At 40.0% G+C, this 17,375-nt stretch carries 17 protein-coding genes and 1 riboswitch; of the genes, 10 read left to right on the forward strand and 7 right to left on the reverse strand.

Features of this window, described 5'->3' with window-relative positions:
- Positions 1 to 31 precede the first annotated feature (31 nt).
- Both ABC361_RS16495 and ABC361_RS16500 read right to left on the reverse strand, forming a co-directional pair.
- A complete protein-coding gene (locus tag ABC361_RS16495) occupies positions 32 to 670 on the reverse strand; it encodes a peptidylprolyl isomerase (RefSeq protein ID WP_413074945.1) in 639 nt (212 codons plus the stop codon).
- A 5-nt stretch (positions 671 to 675) separates the two neighbouring features.
- Entirely contained in the window at positions 676 to 1,449 is a 774-nt protein-coding gene (locus ABC361_RS16500; protein WP_413074946.1) for a hypothetical protein, read from the reverse strand.
- 167 nt (positions 1,450 to 1,616) lie between these two features.
- Here ABC361_RS16500 and ABC361_RS16505 point away from each other — a divergent pair, with 167 nt between their 5' ends.
- Positions 1,617 to 2,675 carry a DUF3900 domain-containing protein gene (locus ABC361_RS16505; RefSeq protein ID WP_413074947.1) on the forward strand — a complete coding sequence of 353 codons (1,059 nt, stop codon included), beginning with the start codon at positions 1,617 to 1,619 and terminating at the stop codon, positions 2,673 to 2,675.
- Between the two features lie 82 nt (positions 2,676 to 2,757).
- Here ABC361_RS16505 and ABC361_RS16510 read toward each other — a convergent pair whose 3' ends face one another.
- Positions 2,758 to 3,210, reverse strand: a complete 453-nt coding sequence (locus ABC361_RS16510; protein WP_413074948.1) for a flavin reductase family protein — start codon at positions 3,208 to 3,210, stop codon at positions 2,758 to 2,760.
- A gap of 257 nt (positions 3,211 to 3,467) precedes the next feature.
- On the opposite strand from ABC361_RS16510, the gene map reads away from it, so the two are divergent.
- Positions 3,468 to 4,235: a type I methionyl aminopeptidase gene (map, locus tag ABC361_RS16515; protein ID WP_413075792.1), complete on the forward strand. Its 768-nt coding sequence runs from the start codon at positions 3,468 to 3,470 to the stop codon at positions 4,233 to 4,235.
- 100 nt (positions 4,236 to 4,335) lie between these two features.
- The gene (locus ABC361_RS16520) at positions 4,336 to 5,445 is read left to right on the forward strand and encodes a PstS family phosphate ABC transporter substrate-binding protein (RefSeq protein WP_413074949.1); all 1,110 of its coding nucleotides are present in this window, start codon (positions 4,336 to 4,338) and stop codon (positions 5,443 to 5,445) included.
- Positions 5,446 to 5,503: 58 nt separating this feature from the next.
- On the opposite strand, the gene ABC361_RS16525 is transcribed toward ABC361_RS16520, so the two are convergent.
- A complete protein-coding gene (locus ABC361_RS16525; RefSeq protein WP_413074950.1) occupies positions 5,504 to 6,784 on the reverse strand; it encodes an aspartate aminotransferase type Ic in 1,281 nt (426 codons plus the stop codon).
- 461 nt (positions 6,785 to 7,245) lie between these two features.
- Between ABC361_RS16525 and ABC361_RS16530 the strand changes: the two genes are divergently transcribed.
- Complete coding sequence (locus ABC361_RS16530; protein WP_413074951.1) at positions 7,246 to 7,752, forward strand: GNAT family N-acetyltransferase; 507 nt, start codon at positions 7,246 to 7,248, stop codon at positions 7,750 to 7,752.
- A 24-nt stretch (positions 7,753 to 7,776) separates the two neighbouring features.
- On the opposite strand, the gene ABC361_RS16535 is transcribed toward ABC361_RS16530, so the two are convergent.
- A complete protein-coding gene (locus ABC361_RS16535; RefSeq protein ID WP_099303653.1) occupies positions 7,777 to 8,133 on the reverse strand; it encodes a hypothetical protein in 357 nt (118 codons plus the stop codon).
- 195 nt (positions 8,134 to 8,328) lie between these two features.
- On the opposite strand from ABC361_RS16535, the gene ABC361_RS16540 reads away from it, so the two are divergent.
- The 4 genes from ABC361_RS16540 to fni all read left to right on the forward strand — a co-directional run bounded on the left by ABC361_RS16540 (position 8,329) and on the right by fni (position 12,646).
- Positions 8,329 to 8,772: a MarR family winged helix-turn-helix transcriptional regulator gene (locus ABC361_RS16540; protein WP_413074952.1), complete on the forward strand. Its 444-nt coding sequence runs from the start codon at positions 8,329 to 8,331 to the stop codon at positions 8,770 to 8,772.
- Positions 8,773 to 8,959: 187 nt separating this feature from the next.
- Positions 8,960 to 9,637, forward strand: a complete 678-nt coding sequence (locus tag ABC361_RS16545) for a nitroreductase family protein (RefSeq protein ID WP_413074953.1) — start codon at positions 8,960 to 8,962, stop codon at positions 9,635 to 9,637.
- An 83-nt stretch (positions 9,638 to 9,720) separates the two neighbouring features.
- A riboswitch (M-box (ykoK) riboswitch) is annotated at positions 9,721 to 9,888 on the forward strand.
- A 195-nt stretch (positions 9,889 to 10,083) separates the two neighbouring features.
- Positions 10,084 to 11,454 (forward strand): magnesium transporter, encoded by a 1,371-nt coding sequence (gene mgtE / locus ABC361_RS16550; protein ID WP_413074954.1) that lies wholly within the window; start codon positions 10,084 to 10,086, stop codon positions 11,452 to 11,454.
- 142 nt (positions 11,455 to 11,596) lie between these two features.
- The gene (gene fni / locus ABC361_RS16555) at positions 11,597 to 12,646 is read left to right on the forward strand and encodes a type 2 isopentenyl-diphosphate Delta-isomerase (protein ID WP_413074955.1); all 1,050 of its coding nucleotides are present in this window, start codon (positions 11,597 to 11,599) and stop codon (positions 12,644 to 12,646) included.
- Here the strand turns inward: fni and ABC361_RS16560 are convergent.
- Positions 12,634 to 14,253: a YndJ family protein gene (locus ABC361_RS16560; protein ID WP_413074956.1), complete on the reverse strand. Its 1,620-nt coding sequence runs from the start codon at positions 14,251 to 14,253 to the stop codon at positions 12,634 to 12,636. The two genes, fni and ABC361_RS16560, sit on opposite strands and share 13 nt — an antisense overlap.
- Complete coding sequence (locus ABC361_RS16565; protein ID WP_413074957.1) at positions 14,253 to 15,140, reverse strand: helix-turn-helix transcriptional regulator; 888 nt, start codon at positions 15,138 to 15,140, stop codon at positions 14,253 to 14,255. The genes ABC361_RS16560 and ABC361_RS16565 overlap by 1 nt, the downstream gene beginning before the upstream one ends.
- A gap of 159 nt (positions 15,141 to 15,299) precedes the next feature.
- On the opposite strand from ABC361_RS16565, the gene melA reads away from it, so the two are divergent.
- Both melA and ABC361_RS16575 read left to right on the forward strand, forming a co-directional pair.
- Positions 15,300 to 16,601: an alpha-glucosidase/alpha-galactosidase gene (gene melA / locus ABC361_RS16570; protein WP_413074958.1), complete on the forward strand. Its 1,302-nt coding sequence runs from the start codon at positions 15,300 to 15,302 to the stop codon at positions 16,599 to 16,601.
- A 200-nt stretch (positions 16,602 to 16,801) separates the two neighbouring features.
- On the forward strand, positions 16,802 to 17,374 hold the full coding sequence (locus ABC361_RS16575) for a sigma factor-like helix-turn-helix DNA-binding protein (protein ID WP_413074959.1): 573 nt from the start codon (positions 16,802 to 16,804) through the stop codon (positions 17,372 to 17,374).
- Position 17,375: the final 1 nt, after the last annotated feature.

Here is a 17,375-nt window from a genome sequence, read left to right on the forward strand (position 1 = left end):
AAACCAACCTCACGATTGAGGTTGGTTTTTTTTATCGTTCAATTGTGATGGATTGGATGATCGGTTCCTCACCTGGAGCTGGTGTTTCTCCATTCGTCTCCATCGTGGCGATCGCATCAACAACGTCCATACCAGACGTTACTTTTCCAAACGCGGCATAATTCCCGTCTAATTGCGCATTATCTTCATGCATAATAAAAAATTGGGAGCCGGCTGTATCCATTCCTTGTGCACGAGCCATTGATATGACACCACGTTCGTGCTTAATTGGGTTATCTACATCATTGCTTTCAAATTCACCTTTAATTCCGTACCCCGGTCCACCAGATCCATTTCCAGCTGGATCACCGCCTTGAATCATAAACCCTTCAATAATTCGATGAAAGGTTAGACCTTCATAGAAATGATCTTCTGCCAATGCGACAAAATTATTAACCGTAACAGGTGCATGTTCAGGGTAAAGTTCAACAATGACTTCTTCACCATTTTCCATCTGAATTGTTGCAACTGGCGTATCATCTTGTTCAACAGGAACGTCAGGAACACCTTCATCTGATGTCTCGTTCGTTTCTTCTGGAGCCTGCGCTTCATCAGCTGGATTCGGTTCTTCAGAAGAACCACAAGCTGTTACGATAAATAAACTCGCAACTAATACAACAAAATATTTCACCTTACTTACTCCTCGTTCTTGGCATCTGATTCAGCTTCCATGTCATTTTCTTCTTCATTCTCTTCTTGAACAGCCTCAGCAAAATCTTCATTTTCTTCTTCGTGGATAATAATCCGCGCTGTATCTGATTGGGCAGGAATGCCTTCGACAATTTTACTACGAGGAATGACTTCAACAATTAACCCAAGCTCTAAATCACCAGTATACCGTTCATATTCTTGTTCTTCACTCATGAGCAACACTTCCGTTGCAGGATCATAATTAAATCGCGTACCAGACTCATAATGTCCATCTTCACCAGAGATGAAAAATGTCTGTTCTTCATCATTTACGTTTGAAATCTTGCCCGTAATGGACATATCTTTGGATTGAATAACGATTTTACTTGCAACGGTTTCATCCCGTTCTCCATCGTCATCTAATTCTTCATATACCGTTACATCAATATCGTTTTTCAAGTAGGATTGGTTCACTCTTAAATAAGACGACAAATGCTTAATATACACTTCTGTTCGATTACTTAAATGAACAGGTGCACTCGTGTCATCGACGTCAAACGATTCAATACCTGGTAATTGCTCTGCATCTTCATTGGATACATAGGTCTGTAAGCCAGCCATTGCATGTTCATTACCTTCATATTCTATATTCGTAATCGTCCCATCTGTCGCAACCATATCATCATCTGTAATTACATTTCGCTGTTGATTACAGGCCGCTAGAAAGACGATCAGTCCCATTGTCACAGCAAAAAAAAGGGCTTGTTTCAATGAATCCACACCTCTCTTGCTCCTTTTTTCCTAGTATACCCTAAAACAAATCATTACGCTTTCTTAACAACTAGATTTCAATAATATCACACAACCCATTTGACAAATGTCCATACTTTTAAAAAAATGTGTGCTATACTCCTCGTAAATGAACGTACGGACAGGAAGGATTATTTATGGAGTTTTCGATTCAATACTTATCTTTTTTTGTGGTTGAGATTGATCCGCAAAAAGACAGCCGCTCATATGATCATTATCAGACGATGGATGAAGAGCTGTTTGAACGCAGCGCTTTATCTCACTTTCTTGAAGGTGAACTGAAACGAATTGTAAAGCGAAAGGCGCAATCTCATCCAAACCACGCTCAAGCACCAACAAAAATTGGTCAATTTGTAACAGAAGGCGAGCATCCACTTGATTCAAACCCTAACTATGCCTTGTTTCAGCGAGCGCTACTTGCTGCTACGATTGATGATTTTAAGAAAGAAAGCGTGGCTTTTGTTGAAACCTATCTTAGTACGAGCGCCGTTCGTGGAGGGGTTTTTCTTGTATGTCAGGCAAAACCGAAGAAATACTTCGACGACCCATTTTTATTTCTTCTAAAATGTGATTTTCAAGACGATATAGCGGTTTTAAGTGATGCCACTACACTCTTAAAAAAAGTTGAACGCGCCATTACGACTAAAAATATGAAGTCTATTCAATATCCATACATGATTGAAGAAGGCATGCTTGAGCATGACAAAGTAAAAATTCACCAAACCTCTCATGCCCGCTATTTTGAAGATTTTTTACCATTTGTGGAGTATGGCGATCCTATGCCAGAAGTCATAAAAACTCAGGTTCATTCGATGGTGCAAGATCATGTAAATGAAGTATATAGCTCCAATAGCAATGAAAAACAAGAAATGGAAGAACGGCTTGAATCCTGGTCCATTAGTGAAACAAGAGAGCTACAAGAACAGCTCAATCACCATCAAGTTGTTGAAGCAACAGCGGCTATTACCGCGCATATACCTGATTCCAAAACAACGATTAAACTGGGTGATGTTGTTGTGAAATTTCCATTAGAAGTTTATGGCACAAATGTCCATTTGGCAAAATTAAATGACCGCTACGTGCTCGTAGTCGATGCTGAGCAGGTGACGTTTGATAAGCACGCTTCGCCAATTGAGTTTTTAAAGCCTGACCATCTAGAGGCGGTTATCCAACGGATGCAACAAGACGACGAGTAAAGACGAGCAAAAAAACCTTCATGAATGAACGATCCTGTTCCATTCACGAAGGTTTTTTCAATGATATTATTTTGTGGGTGGATTAGATCTTCTTATACCCGCCTTGATAATACACAAGTGGTTCCCTGTCTGTTACAGCTACATCTTTCACTTTGCCAATAAATAGCGTATGGTCGCCCTGCACACTCGTATCATGTAAGTCACAAGCGATAGTGGCAATTGCACCATCAATGGTTGGAAGTCCAGCAAAATTCGTTAACGCTAAATCTTCTTTTTCTTTTTGACGAGCAAAGTGCATGGATATGTCTTCGTGACCTTCTGCTAATATGCTCACTGCAAACGAACCTGCTTGCTCAATTACTGGTTTCATTCTTGCTTTATTATCGACCGATACAAGGATTAATTTCGGGTCAAGCGATACAGATAAGAAGGCGTTCGCTGTCATGCCGTGAACCTCATTCTCAAGCTCCGTGGTGACAACCGTAACACCTGTTGTAAATTTACTCATTGCTGTTTTAAATAAACGATCATCCATTGTTTCCCCTCCTCATTCCTATCATTTCTCATATGTTTACTCCATTAAAATAATACCTACAATTAAAACACCTTGCAACAAGTTGAACTTGCATCAATCTTCCAACTCTATCGTATGCTATAAAAAGAATGGATGAATGGACATCTTGACTTTCTCATTTTACAATAATACATTTAATTCATTACGCTCGTATAACGTTCACTGCATAAATGAAGAAATAAATGACGAAATGGGTTAAACAGAAAGAAGGCGATTTGTTGATTACTCTTAAATCTAAGCGAGAACAACGTATGATGCATGAAGCAGGGAAATTGCTAGCAGCATGCCACAAACAATTATCCAAGCAAATCAAGCCTGGTGTAACAACCGCTGAGCTTGATCATTTTGTAGAAGACTATTTAAAAAAGAACGGTGCTACACCAGAACAAAAAGGCTACAACGGTTATAAGTATGCAACCTGTGCGTCTATTAATGACGAGATTTGTCATGGATTTCCGAGATCCTCCCCTTTACAAGATGGGGATATTGTGACAATTGATTCTGTTTTTAATTTAAACGGTGCACTTGCTGACTCCGCATGGACGTATGCTGTCGGTACACCATCGCCAGAAGCACAAGCACTCATGGATGTGACCTATCGTGCCCTGTATGAAGGCATTAAACAGGCGAAGGTTGGAAACCGCATCGGCGATATCGGTCACGCAATTCAATCCTATGTCGAGCCAAAAGGTTATACAGTTGTACGCGATTTTACAGGTCATGGAATTGGACCGACTTTACATGAACCACCCCAGATCCTTCATTATGGTTCACCTGGAAAAGGTCTGCGCTTAAAAGAAGGTATGGTCATTACGATTGAACCTATGATTAATATTGGCGAATACCCAAGCAAACTTGATTCTAACGGCTGGACGGCTCGAACGGTAGATGGCTCTTTGTCGGCTCAATATGAGCATACACTCGTCATTACAGCAGATGGTCCACTTATTTTAACGGATCAAGGGGATGCACATTTGTACATGTAATGCCGACTTTACCGCACGCATATGATCGTGCGGGATTTTTTTTGCAAACATGTAATTAAAACATGAAAAATAGGGAAAAGAAGGAAAAAGGAGGGAGAGCATGGTTTTAACAAAAATGATACGCCTAGTTGTGCTATCAACGATTTTAGGAATTGGCCTGATCACAGTCATTGTATGTGCGTTCCTCGGTGTGTCCATGTTTTATTTATGGTTTATTTCTGCCGCTACAATATGTGTGCTTATTTTTGTGACGCTTATGTTTTACCAGTGGCACCGACCAGGGTTTCGCAGAATGTTTTTTATTAGTATGATTGTTGTCGGCACCGTGAGCATTTATACATATGAACAACGCAGTGGCGATTTACAAATGATTGAAGAACCATACATACCATTAGAACAGTGGGAACCCTTCCATCCAAATCGCCCTCTCGAATTTAGAGAAGAAGATGTATCGGTTTCATTAGATTCTATTCAGATTGCGGGTTCAACTTTTCTTTACCCTCTATATAGTTCGTTTGTCGAAGCAATTGTATCGGATGAAGACCCACTTCAAGCGCATCAAAAGCTTACAGCATCTTCTGATCCACTTGATGAACTCGAAGATTCAAACACCGTTGTTTTTATGCCAGAATACCTTTTGCCAGCAGATGAATCGTACGAAACGACTCCTATCGCGAATGATGCATTAGTTTTTTTCACTCACCAAGATCAAGAAGTGACAGAGTTAAGTCGAGATCAAGTTCAAGCCATATATAACGGCGACATGGCGAATTGGTCTCAAGTCGGTGGAACTGTGCAAAGCATTCGCAACTACCAAAGAGATGAAGAAGATAGTCAACTAGCGTTTGAATGGTTTATGCGAGGAGAACCCTCTTCTAGTTTGATGGAAGATTCAATCGGAATGAATCAATCCGAATCATCAGTAGTTATGACTTATGAAAATTACGAAAACGCAATTGGGTATACATTTTTTAGCAACTATTACTATGCATCGTCTAATCATCACATTCAGGCACTTGCTCTTGATGATACAGAGCCAACCCAACAAGCCATTAGTCTAAAGAACTACCCGATTTCCATTACCATATACGCCGTCACGTTACCGAACCCTTCAGAAGAACTCAATCAATTTATAGAATGGCTACAATCCGATCAAGCTCAGACGATCGTAGAAGCAGTAGGATTTGGAACAAGTAACGACGAACAGTAAAAACCACCACCGTAGGGAAAAGATCCTAATGGTGGTGGTTTGCTTTTAAGAAGCGAACTTAATTGAACTGCCAACGCTCAATTGTAGCAAGTTCTACACAATCACAGAAAACGTCCATTGCTTGTTTTAATTCATCTACATTTGGAAAGGTTGGCGCGATCCGAATATTACGATCAAGTGGATCTTCTCCATATGGGAATGTAGCACCAGCTCCTGTTAACGTAAGGCCCGCTTCTTTACAAAGAGAAACGATACGTTTTGCACACCCTTCCTCAGTATTTACGCTAATAAAGTACCCGCCATTTGGTTCAGTCCAATTGACAATGTCTTTATCCCCTAGCTTTTCTTGAAGCTTTTCAATAACAAGGTCAAACTTTGGCTTAATAATAGCTGCATGTTTTTTCATCAAAGGTTCAACGCCACCTTGTTGATCAAAAAAGCGAACGTGTCGTAATTGATTTATTTTATCGGCGCCAATCGTTTGAAAACCAAGCTGTTTTTTTGTAAACGCAACATTGTCTTCTGACGATACAAACGCAGAAATTCCTGCACCGGGGAACGTCACTTTTGATGTAGATGCAAATACATACACGCGATTTGGATGGCCTGCCGCTTCTGCTTCTGCCATGATATCAGCCAATTCATCTGGTTGATCGGTTAAATGATGGATTGTGTAGGCATTGTCCCAAAAAATTCTAAAGTCATCAGCTTTTGTATCCATAGACGCAAGTCGTTTTACGACGTCGTCTGAGTACGTCACGCCTTCAGGGTTGCTGTATTTCGGTACACACCATATGCCTTTAATGGTTTCATCTTCACGTACAAGCGCTTCAACTTCGTCCATATCCGGCCCTTTTTCTGTCATCGACACCGGGATCATGTCAATACCTAGAAATTCACAAATTGCAAAATGACGATCGTATCCTGGAGACGGGCATAAGAATTTTACTTGCTCGTACGATGACCAAGGCTTTGCTTCTGGCTCAACACCTTTTAATAATCCACGAGCAACCGTATCGTGCATCATCGATAAACTAGAATTGCCGCCAATGATAATTTGTGATGCTGCTACATGAAGAATGGAAGCAAAAAATGATTTAGCTTCAGGAATTCCGTCTAATTGACCATAATTTCGAATGTCCACACCATTCTCTGCAGTTAGATCATGATGATCAAGAATTGATAGCATCTCATTTGAGAGATCAAGTTGTTCTGGACTTGGCTTCCCCCGAGACATATCTAACGTCATATTAGCTTGCTTATACGTTTCAAATTGTTCTTTTAGTTCTGTTAATCTTTGCTGAAGGTGTTCAGATGATGATTGTTTTAGATTTGCCAACATTTTTCTCTCCTCTAAATAAATTTCAACATTCAATGAGCAACCCATAAAAGCGAATATTCTCGTTAAATTGGCGAAACGTGGATAACCTACTATGGGAGCTATAAGGACGATCGTCAATTTGTTCTTATTTGCTAAACGACTGGAAAGACCTTCCTTGTTCTTATCATTCATTGTTACCAATTACTATGATATTGAATTCTTATTAGTGTTTTAAGATTAAAAACAGCTTTTCATTCGTTTCCCTTTTCTAGTTTAAGCTAGATCAGGTGTCGCGAGCAAGTTTCCTCATTTCATCGTGACTATAAAGAATTTAAATCATTCATTCGCTTTTTTCTTTTCTGACTTCATGCAAGATGGTTGCGTTTTGTCATGATAATATGCTAAAAACATGAAGGTATTTTTCATTATGATTTGAAGAGAATGAACCAAAGTCATGTTCATTTTGGAGGGATAAATAGATGATTCGTAAAGCAGCATCATATGATTTAAAAAAGATTGAGGAAATGGCAATTCGGGCAACTAAGAAAATGAATGCTGAAGGAAGTGACCAGTGGGACAAACAGTACCCAACTATTCAGCACTTTGAAAAAGATCTTGCCGAAGGGTCACTATTTGTATATGAACAAGATGAAACAGTAGTTGGCTCCATTACCGTTGACCAGACGTTTGCACCTGAATATCGTAGCAAATCATTAATATGGTCTAACGTTCAAGAACATGCCGGTACGTTTCATCGTTTATTAGTCGATCCGGATGCTAGAAAAGCTGGTATTGCGGCTTCGCTGATTACGTATGCAGAAGAGCACTGTAAGCAACAAGGATTAAAAGCGATGCACATTGATACGTATGCATTAAATGAAAAAGCTCAACAACTCTTTTCGAAATATGGCTATACAAACGTTGGAACACTCCAATTTGCTGGTAAAGAGGCAGCATTCATTGGATTCGAGAAGGAGCTCAATTAAAAAAAGAGGGGTACCCCTCTTTTTTTAATGTTGCTTGTCTACTCTTGTCATATCTAAATCGTAATCGCCATCTTCTTTCTTTGTTTCAGCTGGCTTTGATTCAAAAATGCTGTTACGATTAATATTTAATTTTTCTGCAGCACGATCAGCATAAGGATCAGCCAATTGACTATCTTCATTTAGTACGAATTCTAACGCATTGATTTGCGTACGTAAGCGCTGCATTGTACGATCTAAATAAATATATACTTGTTGCTCATGTTGATCCATTTGCTTAAATGATTCTTCATTTACTTTCATTTCTTTTACCTTATTAATACACTTGCCTAATTCTTCACGTAGAATGTTTCGTTGTTCTTTCACTGTTGATACGTCTCTCATGTCATGTCATCCTTTCAATTCTTAAGCAGATTTATACTATTCTATGTGTCTACTTTCTAGTATAAAGGTTTCAAGTGAAAATATCAGCATATTCCAATGAATTCACAAAATTATTCGGACCGCTCATTGACAGGGAAAGATTCATACGCTACAATTATTTCTAATTCGAGATAAATGCATTCGAGGTGATTTTCAATGAAGACAGACGAACAAGACTCATTAAAGCTATTCACGGTTTTAACGAGAGCGATGCAATCCGTCAAAACAAATGTGGAATTTGATATAAAGAAACATGGTTTCAACCCGACAGAATTTGCTGTACTTGAACTCCTCTATTCCAAAGGAGATCAAACCGTTCAAAAAATTGGTCAAAAAGTATTAATTGCAAGTAGTAGCATCACCTACGTCGTCGACAAGCTTGAAAAAAAAGAGATGATCGTTCGGAAACCTAGCCCAACGGATCGTCGTGTAACATTTGTTTCCATAACCGCTAAAGGAACGGATTGGATGGATGCCGTTTTTCCTAAACATGCAGCTGCACTTAGTTCAATTTTTTCTCCTCTTGAAGCAAATGAAAAAAAGGCGTTAATTGAGTATTTGAAGCGTGTCGGTCTCCATGCAGAAGAAACCACACAATAAGAATTCCCCATTTTATAAGCAAATGATTTGGTATTCCTCTCTTGAATCTTTTATGATAGGAACAAATACGCTTCCTCTTCGTAAGACAACGATTCACTTCTAGGCATCATCGCCTCTTTTAGCCTATTCGCGCATAATTACGAGAAATGTTAGAGAAAATAAAGTGATAAAGGAGTCATCATTTTATATGAGTAAATGGTCTCGTTTGTTTAAAAAAGATATTCAAACAGATAATTCAACCTGGGAAAACCCAGTGCCACCAGGAATACAAAAAGAAGGCACAGAGAAAGCGGACGACGATTTTTATCAAGCCATTGAAAATCGACGATCAATCTATGTGCTAAGCAAAGATACTGTTCAATCTGACAAAGAGATTAAAGCGTTAATTGAGCAAAATCTTCAATCCGCACCTTTTTACGCGGACACCCCTTCTAGCCGTGTTGTTTCGCTTCTTCATGATGAACATGATCGGTTTTGGCAACAAACACGACAAACGTTACGCTCCATCATGGATTACAGTGATTTTGTTGATACACAAGCAAAACTAGAAATGTTTGAACATGCATATGGAACCATTCTTTTCTTTGAAGACGAAAAAATGTTCTCCACTTCTTACACGGAGTCGATTGCACAACAATATGCGGGCATGCTTCAATTCTCCATCTGGGTATCCCTTGAAGCAAATGGATTTGGTGCTTCGCTTCAGCACTACAATCCAATGATTGACGATAATGTGAAACAAACTTGGAACCTTCCATCAAGCTGGAAACTCGGTGCACAAATGCCGTTCGGAAGACCGCATGAATATCCAAATGCAAAAGAGTTTCGCCCTATAAATACTCGCTTTAAGATTGAAGATTCGTGATGATACGAATCTTTTTTCGTTCCCTTTAAAATAAGGTTTGACAAGTTTCCCTTTGCGTTGTAAAGTGAAGTTTGCAAGAAATTATATGCCCTCGTTAGGTGAGGCTCCTGTGCTGGAGATACGCTGCTACCCAAAAATGTCCAAAGACGCCAATGGGTCAACAGAAACCATCGACATAAGGTGGTTTTTAATGTAGCTGGATTGCGTTTCCTATGCCGCACAGTGCTAAAGCTCTACGAATGGAGGAGAGTTCGATGATACGATATGTTTTTTTAGTATGCGTTCAAACCGCCTCCATGTTAATGAGGCGGTTTTTTATTTTTCTAAAAGGTGGTGGTGTGGGATGGATAGTTTACCCAAACCGAGGATAGGCTTAAGAAAAATAGGAAGGGAGCCATTCCACACGAATTGTATGGTTCTCTCCTAAGAAGTAGGAGGAGATCACGATGGATAAACTAAAAACAGACCGGAAACGGAATGAATATAAAAAAGAAATTGTCAAACACCTTGAGTCTCGAAACTTAAAAGCTTTTCGCGAGACGTTTCTAGAGTTACACCCTACAGATCAAGTCGAACTTTTTCATGAGATTGAACGCCCACAGCAAAAGCAAGTGTTGCTTTTTCTAAGTCCAGCTGAATTCGCTGACCTGTTTGAAGGATTAGAACTTGAAGACCAACTCATTGTCTTTGAAGGCTTGAGCTACCAATATGCTGTCTCAATGTTTAATACAATGTCCGCTGATGACGTGGCGGATTTCCTAGCTGAAATTGATTCTGATCGAGCAGACGACATTTTAAGTTCAATGGACTTAGAAGAAGCAAAACGAGTCGAAGAATTAATGGCTTACGCACCTAAAACAGCTGGTGCCATTATGACAAAAGAGTTCGTGCGCTTATCTGTTGAATCATCTGCCAAAGAAGTCATCGCCGAACTTCGAGAATCAGCTCCGAACGCGGAAACGATCTATTATCTTTACGTTGTTGATCAACAGCAAAAACTAGCAGGCGTTGTGTCGTTACGGGATTTAATCATCGCTACACCAGAGATGACGGTCGAGGAAATTATGAGTACACAAGTGGTATCCGTTAGCGAGCACGAAGACCAAGAAGATGTTGCTCGCTTAATTAAAGAATACGACTTCCTTGCTGTACCTGTTGTCACACCAGAAAAACGACTTGTCGGGATCATTACAGTCGATGACGTCATTGATGTATTAGAAGAAGAAACAACAGAGGACTTTGATGAGTTCGCTGCAACAAGAGGGGCAACAGACCTTTCCTTGACGGCCGTTACGGCAGCACGTAAGCGAGCGCCGTGGTTAATTCTTCTAATGTTCTTCGGCTTAATTACTGCCAATATTATTGGTCAATTTGAGTCGACGCTTGAACAAGTTGTGTTGCTCGCCGCCTTTATGCCGCTTATTATGGGTACTGCCGGTAATACTGGAACACAATCACTAGCGGTTGCCGTTCGTGGTATTGCAACAGGGTCATTTGATCGCGGTGGAGTTTGGAAGACCGTTAAACGTGAACTTGGCACTGGTGTCATTCTTGGGATTGTATGTATGGTTGTACTGATGGGTATTATCTATCTCTTTTACAACGGTGACTTTATTCTAGCATTTACAGTTGGTTTCTCTCTCTTTGCAGCACTAAGTGTTGCTGCAGTAATTGGTGCAACGGTTCCTGTTGCCATAAATAAATTAAAAATTGATCCTGCCGTTGCATCGGGCCCATTTATTACAACACTCAATGACATTATTAGTTTAATGATTTATTTCACAATCGCAACGACCCTTCTTGATCAACTCTTATAATGAACGTACAGCACGTCAGGCATTTACTGCTTGACGTGTTTTTATATGAGAAAGGCTTATCCTTGCTAAATTAGGATTTTATGTGGTTAAATGCAATCAAACAAGTATTAAAAAGTAGATTATGTAAGGAAAAGGAGTTCAAATGTCTAGAGAACAGCGAAAGCAAGACCATATTCAAGAAGCGATTCAACAACATCACACTCGTTCCCCTTTTGACGACATCCATTTTATTCATCAAACCCTTGCAACATCAACGTTCGATCAATGCAATTTAGAAACAACCTTTTTAAACCAATCAATCTCAGCTCCTTTCCTGATTAACGCAATGACTGGTGGAGGTGGCGAAAAAACGACCCGGATCAACCAACAGTTAGCCGAAGCAGCTCGACACTTTCGAATCCCTATGGCGGTTGGCTCACAAATGGCAGCTATAAAAGAAAAACAGCAGGAGCATACATACCGAATTATTCGCGATGTTGCGCCGGACACATTTTTTTTAGCGAATCTAGGGGCTGAAGCTACTGTAGAGGATGCATTGCGCGCTATTGACATGATTGACGCAAACGCCTTACAGATTCATTTTAACCACATTCAAGAACTTGCAATGCCAGAGGGTGACCGAGACTTTTCGAAACGAGTCGCTCATTTAGAGAAAATTGTCGCCTCCAGTCCAGTCCCTGTAATTGCAAAAGAAGTTGGATTTGGTATGACACAGGAAGCCGTAAAACAACTTTACGAAGTCGGTGTTCATGCTGTTGATGTGAGTGGAGCTGGCGGAACCAATTTTTCACAAATTGAAAACGCGCGTCGTCACCTCCCTCTATCTTTTTTTAACAACTGGGGTATCGAAACACCTACTGCGCTCATTGAAGCAACAACATTACGACTTCCTATTCCGCTCATCGCATCTGGAGGCATTGCATCAAGCTTAGACATTGCAAAAGCACTCTCGCTCGGTGCGTCAGTTGCAGGGATGTCAGGGCTTTTTATCAAAACGCTCCAAACAAAAGGTTATGATGCGCTTATTTTATGTATGGAGCAAATCATAGAAGACTTACGCTACATTATGACTGCCTTAAACGTTCATACCATCCCCGAATTAAAAAACGTCCCTCTTTTAATAAAAGGAGAGACGCATCATTGGTTAACGGAACGAGGCATTGATACGAAGGCGTTTGCTCAACGTACGTAGTCGTGTTCGTTTGCCTCATGAATCTGATAATGAATGGTTAGCATTTTTTTACGAAAAACGTAAATGGTATGGACCGCTTTTAAGCCACTCTCATCCTCGATTAAATGAAACACTTCCCGTAGCGGCGTCTTCCATGTCCACTTCCACAAGGAGACATAGACGCCGGTGAAACGGTCATAATTGTTCCCCACTAAATAAAGTCCGTCTTTTTCATCATTTAATGGTAGTAGCACCGCTGACATCACTCCAATTGGCAGCGGTAATTGAATAAAATTATAGCGTTTTTCAGCTAACCAGCTTGAATAATAAGCTGTTAAAATGGGTTCGTGGGTATCCGCATGTTTTCGAACCCAAACCGATGTCTGTTCATCTGAAAATTTATAAGTGTCCCCTTTCATCGCCACAAGACCAGGCGGTAAGTACAATTGTTTCATGTTTTTCGTTACCCTTATAATAAGTGGCAATACAAACGTAAACGGTCGATGCCACGAAATATTTGCTGATAAATGATAGTGGCTCGTTTTTTCATGGAAAGAACGGATTGATGGCTTCACAAGAGTAGGGTTAAACTGCTCATGGCGATAAGCTCCCCAATCTTCAATTAGTTCGTTTTTTGGAATGAGAGGGAGATGTGTAAACAAACGATCTTGAATAAACGCGCGACCTCGTATCGAGTGATTTGGAAACTTGTGTTCAGCGACTTCTTGCTCCGGTTTAACGGACAACCATACGATAATGGATAAAAGCGCAAATCCAAATGCGTTCGCCATCCCGTGATACCGAACCATGTCAGGAATTGACAGCCTTTGTGGAGCCCAAGCTAAGCCCGCACTATACAAGTAAGATAGCACCATCGTCGCAATAAGAATCGCCATTGCAACGAAAAGACCAAACTTTATAAGCCCTTTTAGAAGAAGGCTATAGCGAATTGCCGCTAATGCGAACCAAATGACAAACCAAATATAAATTAACACGAGAACCGGCTCCAGCGGTGGTCCAACTTCGATGCCAATTGCCACTAAAAAAGGACCAGCAAGTAACCCAGCCGCCATTGTTGAAAATCCAGCCATATTCACATTAATCTGTTTTAACCACCGGCCAAACATCCCGGCCATAATCGGCAATACAAACGCGGAATAATGAAAATGAATCGCCGTAAGATCAATAATCGTTTGACTATAAGAGAGGAAGCGCCCAGCGTCAAGAGCCGATAGGACAAACCAACCTCCTCCGATTGCCAAATAGAGACACCCAACAAAAAGCAAGACTTCTTCTGCATCGCGAAATCCTTGTAAAGACAAGCGAAAAAAGCCAAAACTAGCCACGATGATCGTAGCGATTAACCATATAACGGAAAAAACGGTTGCCCCTATCGGGTTTTCCAGACTTAAAGAAAGCAAACCTGCGAGTGAAAAGAGGACGAGCCACGGCTTGAACCGTTCTAACAGCAATATGTATGGCGTTTGTTCATTCGTCTTTATAAGTAAATTTACCGTTAATGGCACAATGACCATTACCGCAAACCCTAATCCTAAATCAATCCCGCCAGGTTGAAACCAAAACGCCCAGAAAACAAAAAGCATACTATGTAGGAAATAATACAGCATTATTCCCACTCCGTAATAACATAATTAATCAAATGAACATCTTCATTTTTTCGAAATTTGCTGGCAGAGACTCCAACCGTCTTTTTAAAAAGTTTTGTGAAATAATTCGCATCATCTATCCCTACTTGATGAGCCACTTCCGCAACCGTCAAATCCGTTTTTGATAAAAGGTAAGCCGCTTTTTTCATTCGTAAAATTGATAGGTATTGCATAGGTGTGATTTGCATCTCCTCCTTGAATTGCTTGATAAAATAGTATTTTGATAGACCAATATGGCGAGCAATATACGACAGGTCCATCGGTTGCTCGAGGTTTTCTTTCATAACAGTAATGGCTTGAGCAATCGGCTGCTTTACTTTTTTTCTCTCGGGAACATCAAGAAAATGGAACAGCGTCATCATGAATTCATACGCACGTTGTGAGCCAATATACGAATGATTAATTTCTCCAGCCTGTGTCTCAGACAAGAGTCTTAGCAATAATCGGATTGGTGCTGCCTCTTGCTCAATTGAAAGCACAGGACCATATTTTTCTAGTAGATGATGATGAATAGTAAGCGCTTCTTTTCCCTCTAACGTAATATAAATAAATTCCCAGTCAGCAGTTGCTTCTTTAGGATAGTAGTATTGGTGATCACTTGGGATGGCGACAAAGAAGGCTTGCTGTTCACCAATTTGAAAAACTTGATCATCATACGCTAATTCACCTTGTCCAGCTAACGTATATTGGAACACAATTTTTTCTTTTTCCATTCTTGTTTTCCCGTTCCAATAATAATTTGGATTGTTGACTACTTCCCAACCAATATTCCAGATATTCACTTGAAACGGATATGGATTTTCTTGAAAACGAAAGCCATATGAGGCTTTGCTAAACTGATCAATCAACTAGCACCCTCCTCTCCTTTTTAGTATAACGAAGATTATGCGACTCGACTACCTCTGTTTGTAAGCGCAATAATTTCCATAAAGTTAACAGCAATTTTCTACTACTTTTCCCCTCTCCCTCACTATACTAAGGGTATAAACATATGGAGGTTGAGACGTATGAAGAAAATTACCTTTATTGGTGCCGGTAGTACCATTTTTGCAAAAAATGTGCTTGGAGACTGTATGCACGTTGAAGCTTTACAAGGATTTGAATTCGCTTTGTTTGATATTGATCACACCCGCTTACAAGAATCTTACTCTCTCTTATCACAATTAAGAGACAATCTTCAATCAACTGTCACAATAAAAAGATATGATGATCGCAAAGAAGCGTTACGTGGAGCAAGCTATATCATTAATGCGATTCAAGTCGGAGGATACAAGCCTAGTACGGTTATTGATTTTGACATTCCAAAAAAATATGGCTTACGTCAAACAATCGGCGATACAATTGGAATTGGCGGGCTTTTCCGTTCACTTCGAACGATTCCTGTCATGCTTGATATCGCTAAAGACATTGAAGAAGTTGCGCCTGACGCTTGGTTCTTAAATTATACGAACCCAATGGCAGCTCTTACCGGTACATTATCACGTTTCACAAATGTGAAAAACGTTGGACTTTGCCATAGTGTGCAAGTATGTACCCGTGATCTTTTTAAACATCTAGATATGGACCACACTGGAATTCAAGAAAAAATTGCTGGGATTAATCACGTTGCCTGGTTGCTCGAAGTAACAAAGGATGGCGTTGATTTATACCCAGAAATTAAACGGCGTGCAAGAGAAAAAAGCAAAGAAACCCATCACGATATGGTCCGGTTTGAGTTAATGCAGCGCTTTGGTTATTACCTTACAGAATCATCGGAGCATAATGCAGAGTACCATCCATACTTTATCAAGTCTGCATACCCAGAGTTAATTGAACGCTTTAACATTCCCCTAGATGAGTATCCGAGACGGTGCGTAAACCAAATTGAAGGTTGGGAAAAAATGAAACAATCCCTCGTTAACAATGGAGCGATTACCCATGATCGTTCCATTGAATACGGTTCACGCATTCTTGAAGCGATGGAAACTGGTCAACCGTTCTTATTCGGCGGGAATGTCTTAAATCAAGGCGGCTTAATTGCCAACTTACCAACAAACGCATGTGTTGAAGTGCAATGTATCGCTGATCGTTCTGGCGTCACACCAACCCATGTCGGCAATCTCCCAGAACAACTTGCTGCTGTGAATCGTACAAACATTAACACTCAACTCCTAACGATTGAAGCAGCCATTACCCGCAAGAGGGATCACATTTACCATGCTGCGATGCTTGACCCTCATACATCAGCAGAACTATCAATTGACGATATTGTCGCCTTATGCGATGACTTAATTGACGCGCATGGAGACTATTTACCAAGCTATAGCTAATATTTTTCAAACCCCACGATTCCTTAATAAGGACGTGGGGTTTTTCATGTTTATCAAATAATCACTCACATTTCCCAATAGAGACATGCTTGATAACCGAACAATTGTTCTGTATAATTTTCTATACGAAAATATGTTCGTATTTTTATTTTCGAAAAAACTTTTCTCTATATGAACTAGAGGTCAAGGAGGTCATTTATGTGGAGGATTCCATTAAAAAGAGAAAACAGTCTGTCCGACTAATGATTGAACGATTCCTAAAAGATGATGACCATAAGCAGCTTTTTCTTACGGCTCAACAATACCCTACTCCAATAAACCGTCAAGCCTTAGATGACGCATTTCGTCACTTTTTTACTAGAATGAAGACCGTTCAATATATTAGTAAACTAATCAAAGGCTATTCCGTTGATTTTGATAAGCGAATAAGAAATCAACCACACTTTTTTTCTTTAGATGATGAAGGAGAGGCTGAAGATTCTACCTCGTTCCTGCAAATGATACAAGCCGGGGACGTCTTGACGGATGTGGAGAATTATTTTGATGAAGAGGGTTCTATTATAGAGCTGTTTACGGACAAGCAAATGACAAAAGCGTTTACTTCTCTTAAAAACTTGCAGCAGACGATTCTGATTTACGCGTATTTTTATGGTTATCAAAATAAAGAAATTGCGCTTTTCCTTGATATGTCCGAGCAACGAATTTCATATAACAAAAAAAGGGCGCTTACCCTTTTAAAACAAACCATTCCTAATACCCCTAAGGAGGGCTAAC

Source organism: Shouchella phoenicis (assembly GCF_047238345.1).
In the GTDB taxonomy this organism is placed as follows: Bacteria; Bacillota; Bacilli; order Bacillales; family Bacillaceae_D; genus Shouchella.

Coding starts and splice junctions, on each gene's coding strand:
- ABC361_RS16510 (WP_413074948.1), bottom strand. CDS start 3,210: ATGGATGATCGTTTATTTAAAACAGCAATGAGTAAATTTACAACAGGT.
- ABC361_RS16540 (WP_413074952.1), top strand. CDS start 8,329: ATGAAGACAGACGAACAAGACTCATTAAAGCTATTCACGGTTTTAACG.
- ABC361_RS16535 (WP_099303653.1), bottom strand. CDS start 8,133: ATGAGAGACGTATCAACAGTGAAAGAACAACGAAACATTCTACGTGAA.
- ABC361_RS16545 (WP_413074953.1), top strand. CDS start 8,960: ATGAGTAAATGGTCTCGTTTGTTTAAAAAAGATATTCAAACAGATAAT.
- mgtE (WP_413074954.1), top strand. CDS start 10,084: ATGGATAAACTAAAAACAGACCGGAAACGGAATGAATATAAAAAAGAA.
- ABC361_RS16530 (WP_413074951.1), top strand. CDS start 7,246: ATGATTCGTAAAGCAGCATCATATGATTTAAAAAAGATTGAGGAAATG.
- melA (WP_413074958.1), top strand. CDS start 15,300: ATGAAGAAAATTACCTTTATTGGTGCCGGTAGTACCATTTTTGCAAAA.
- fni (WP_413074955.1), top strand. CDS start 11,597: ATGTCTAGAGAACAGCGAAAGCAAGACCATATTCAAGAAGCGATTCAA.
- ABC361_RS16560 (WP_413074956.1), bottom strand. CDS start 14,253: ATGCTGTATTATTTCCTACATAGTATGCTTTTTGTTTTCTGGGCGTTT.
- ABC361_RS16520 (WP_413074949.1), top strand. CDS start 4,336: ATGGTTTTAACAAAAATGATACGCCTAGTTGTGCTATCAACGATTTTA.
- ABC361_RS16505 (WP_413074947.1), top strand. CDS start 1,617: ATGGAGTTTTCGATTCAATACTTATCTTTTTTTGTGGTTGAGATTGAT.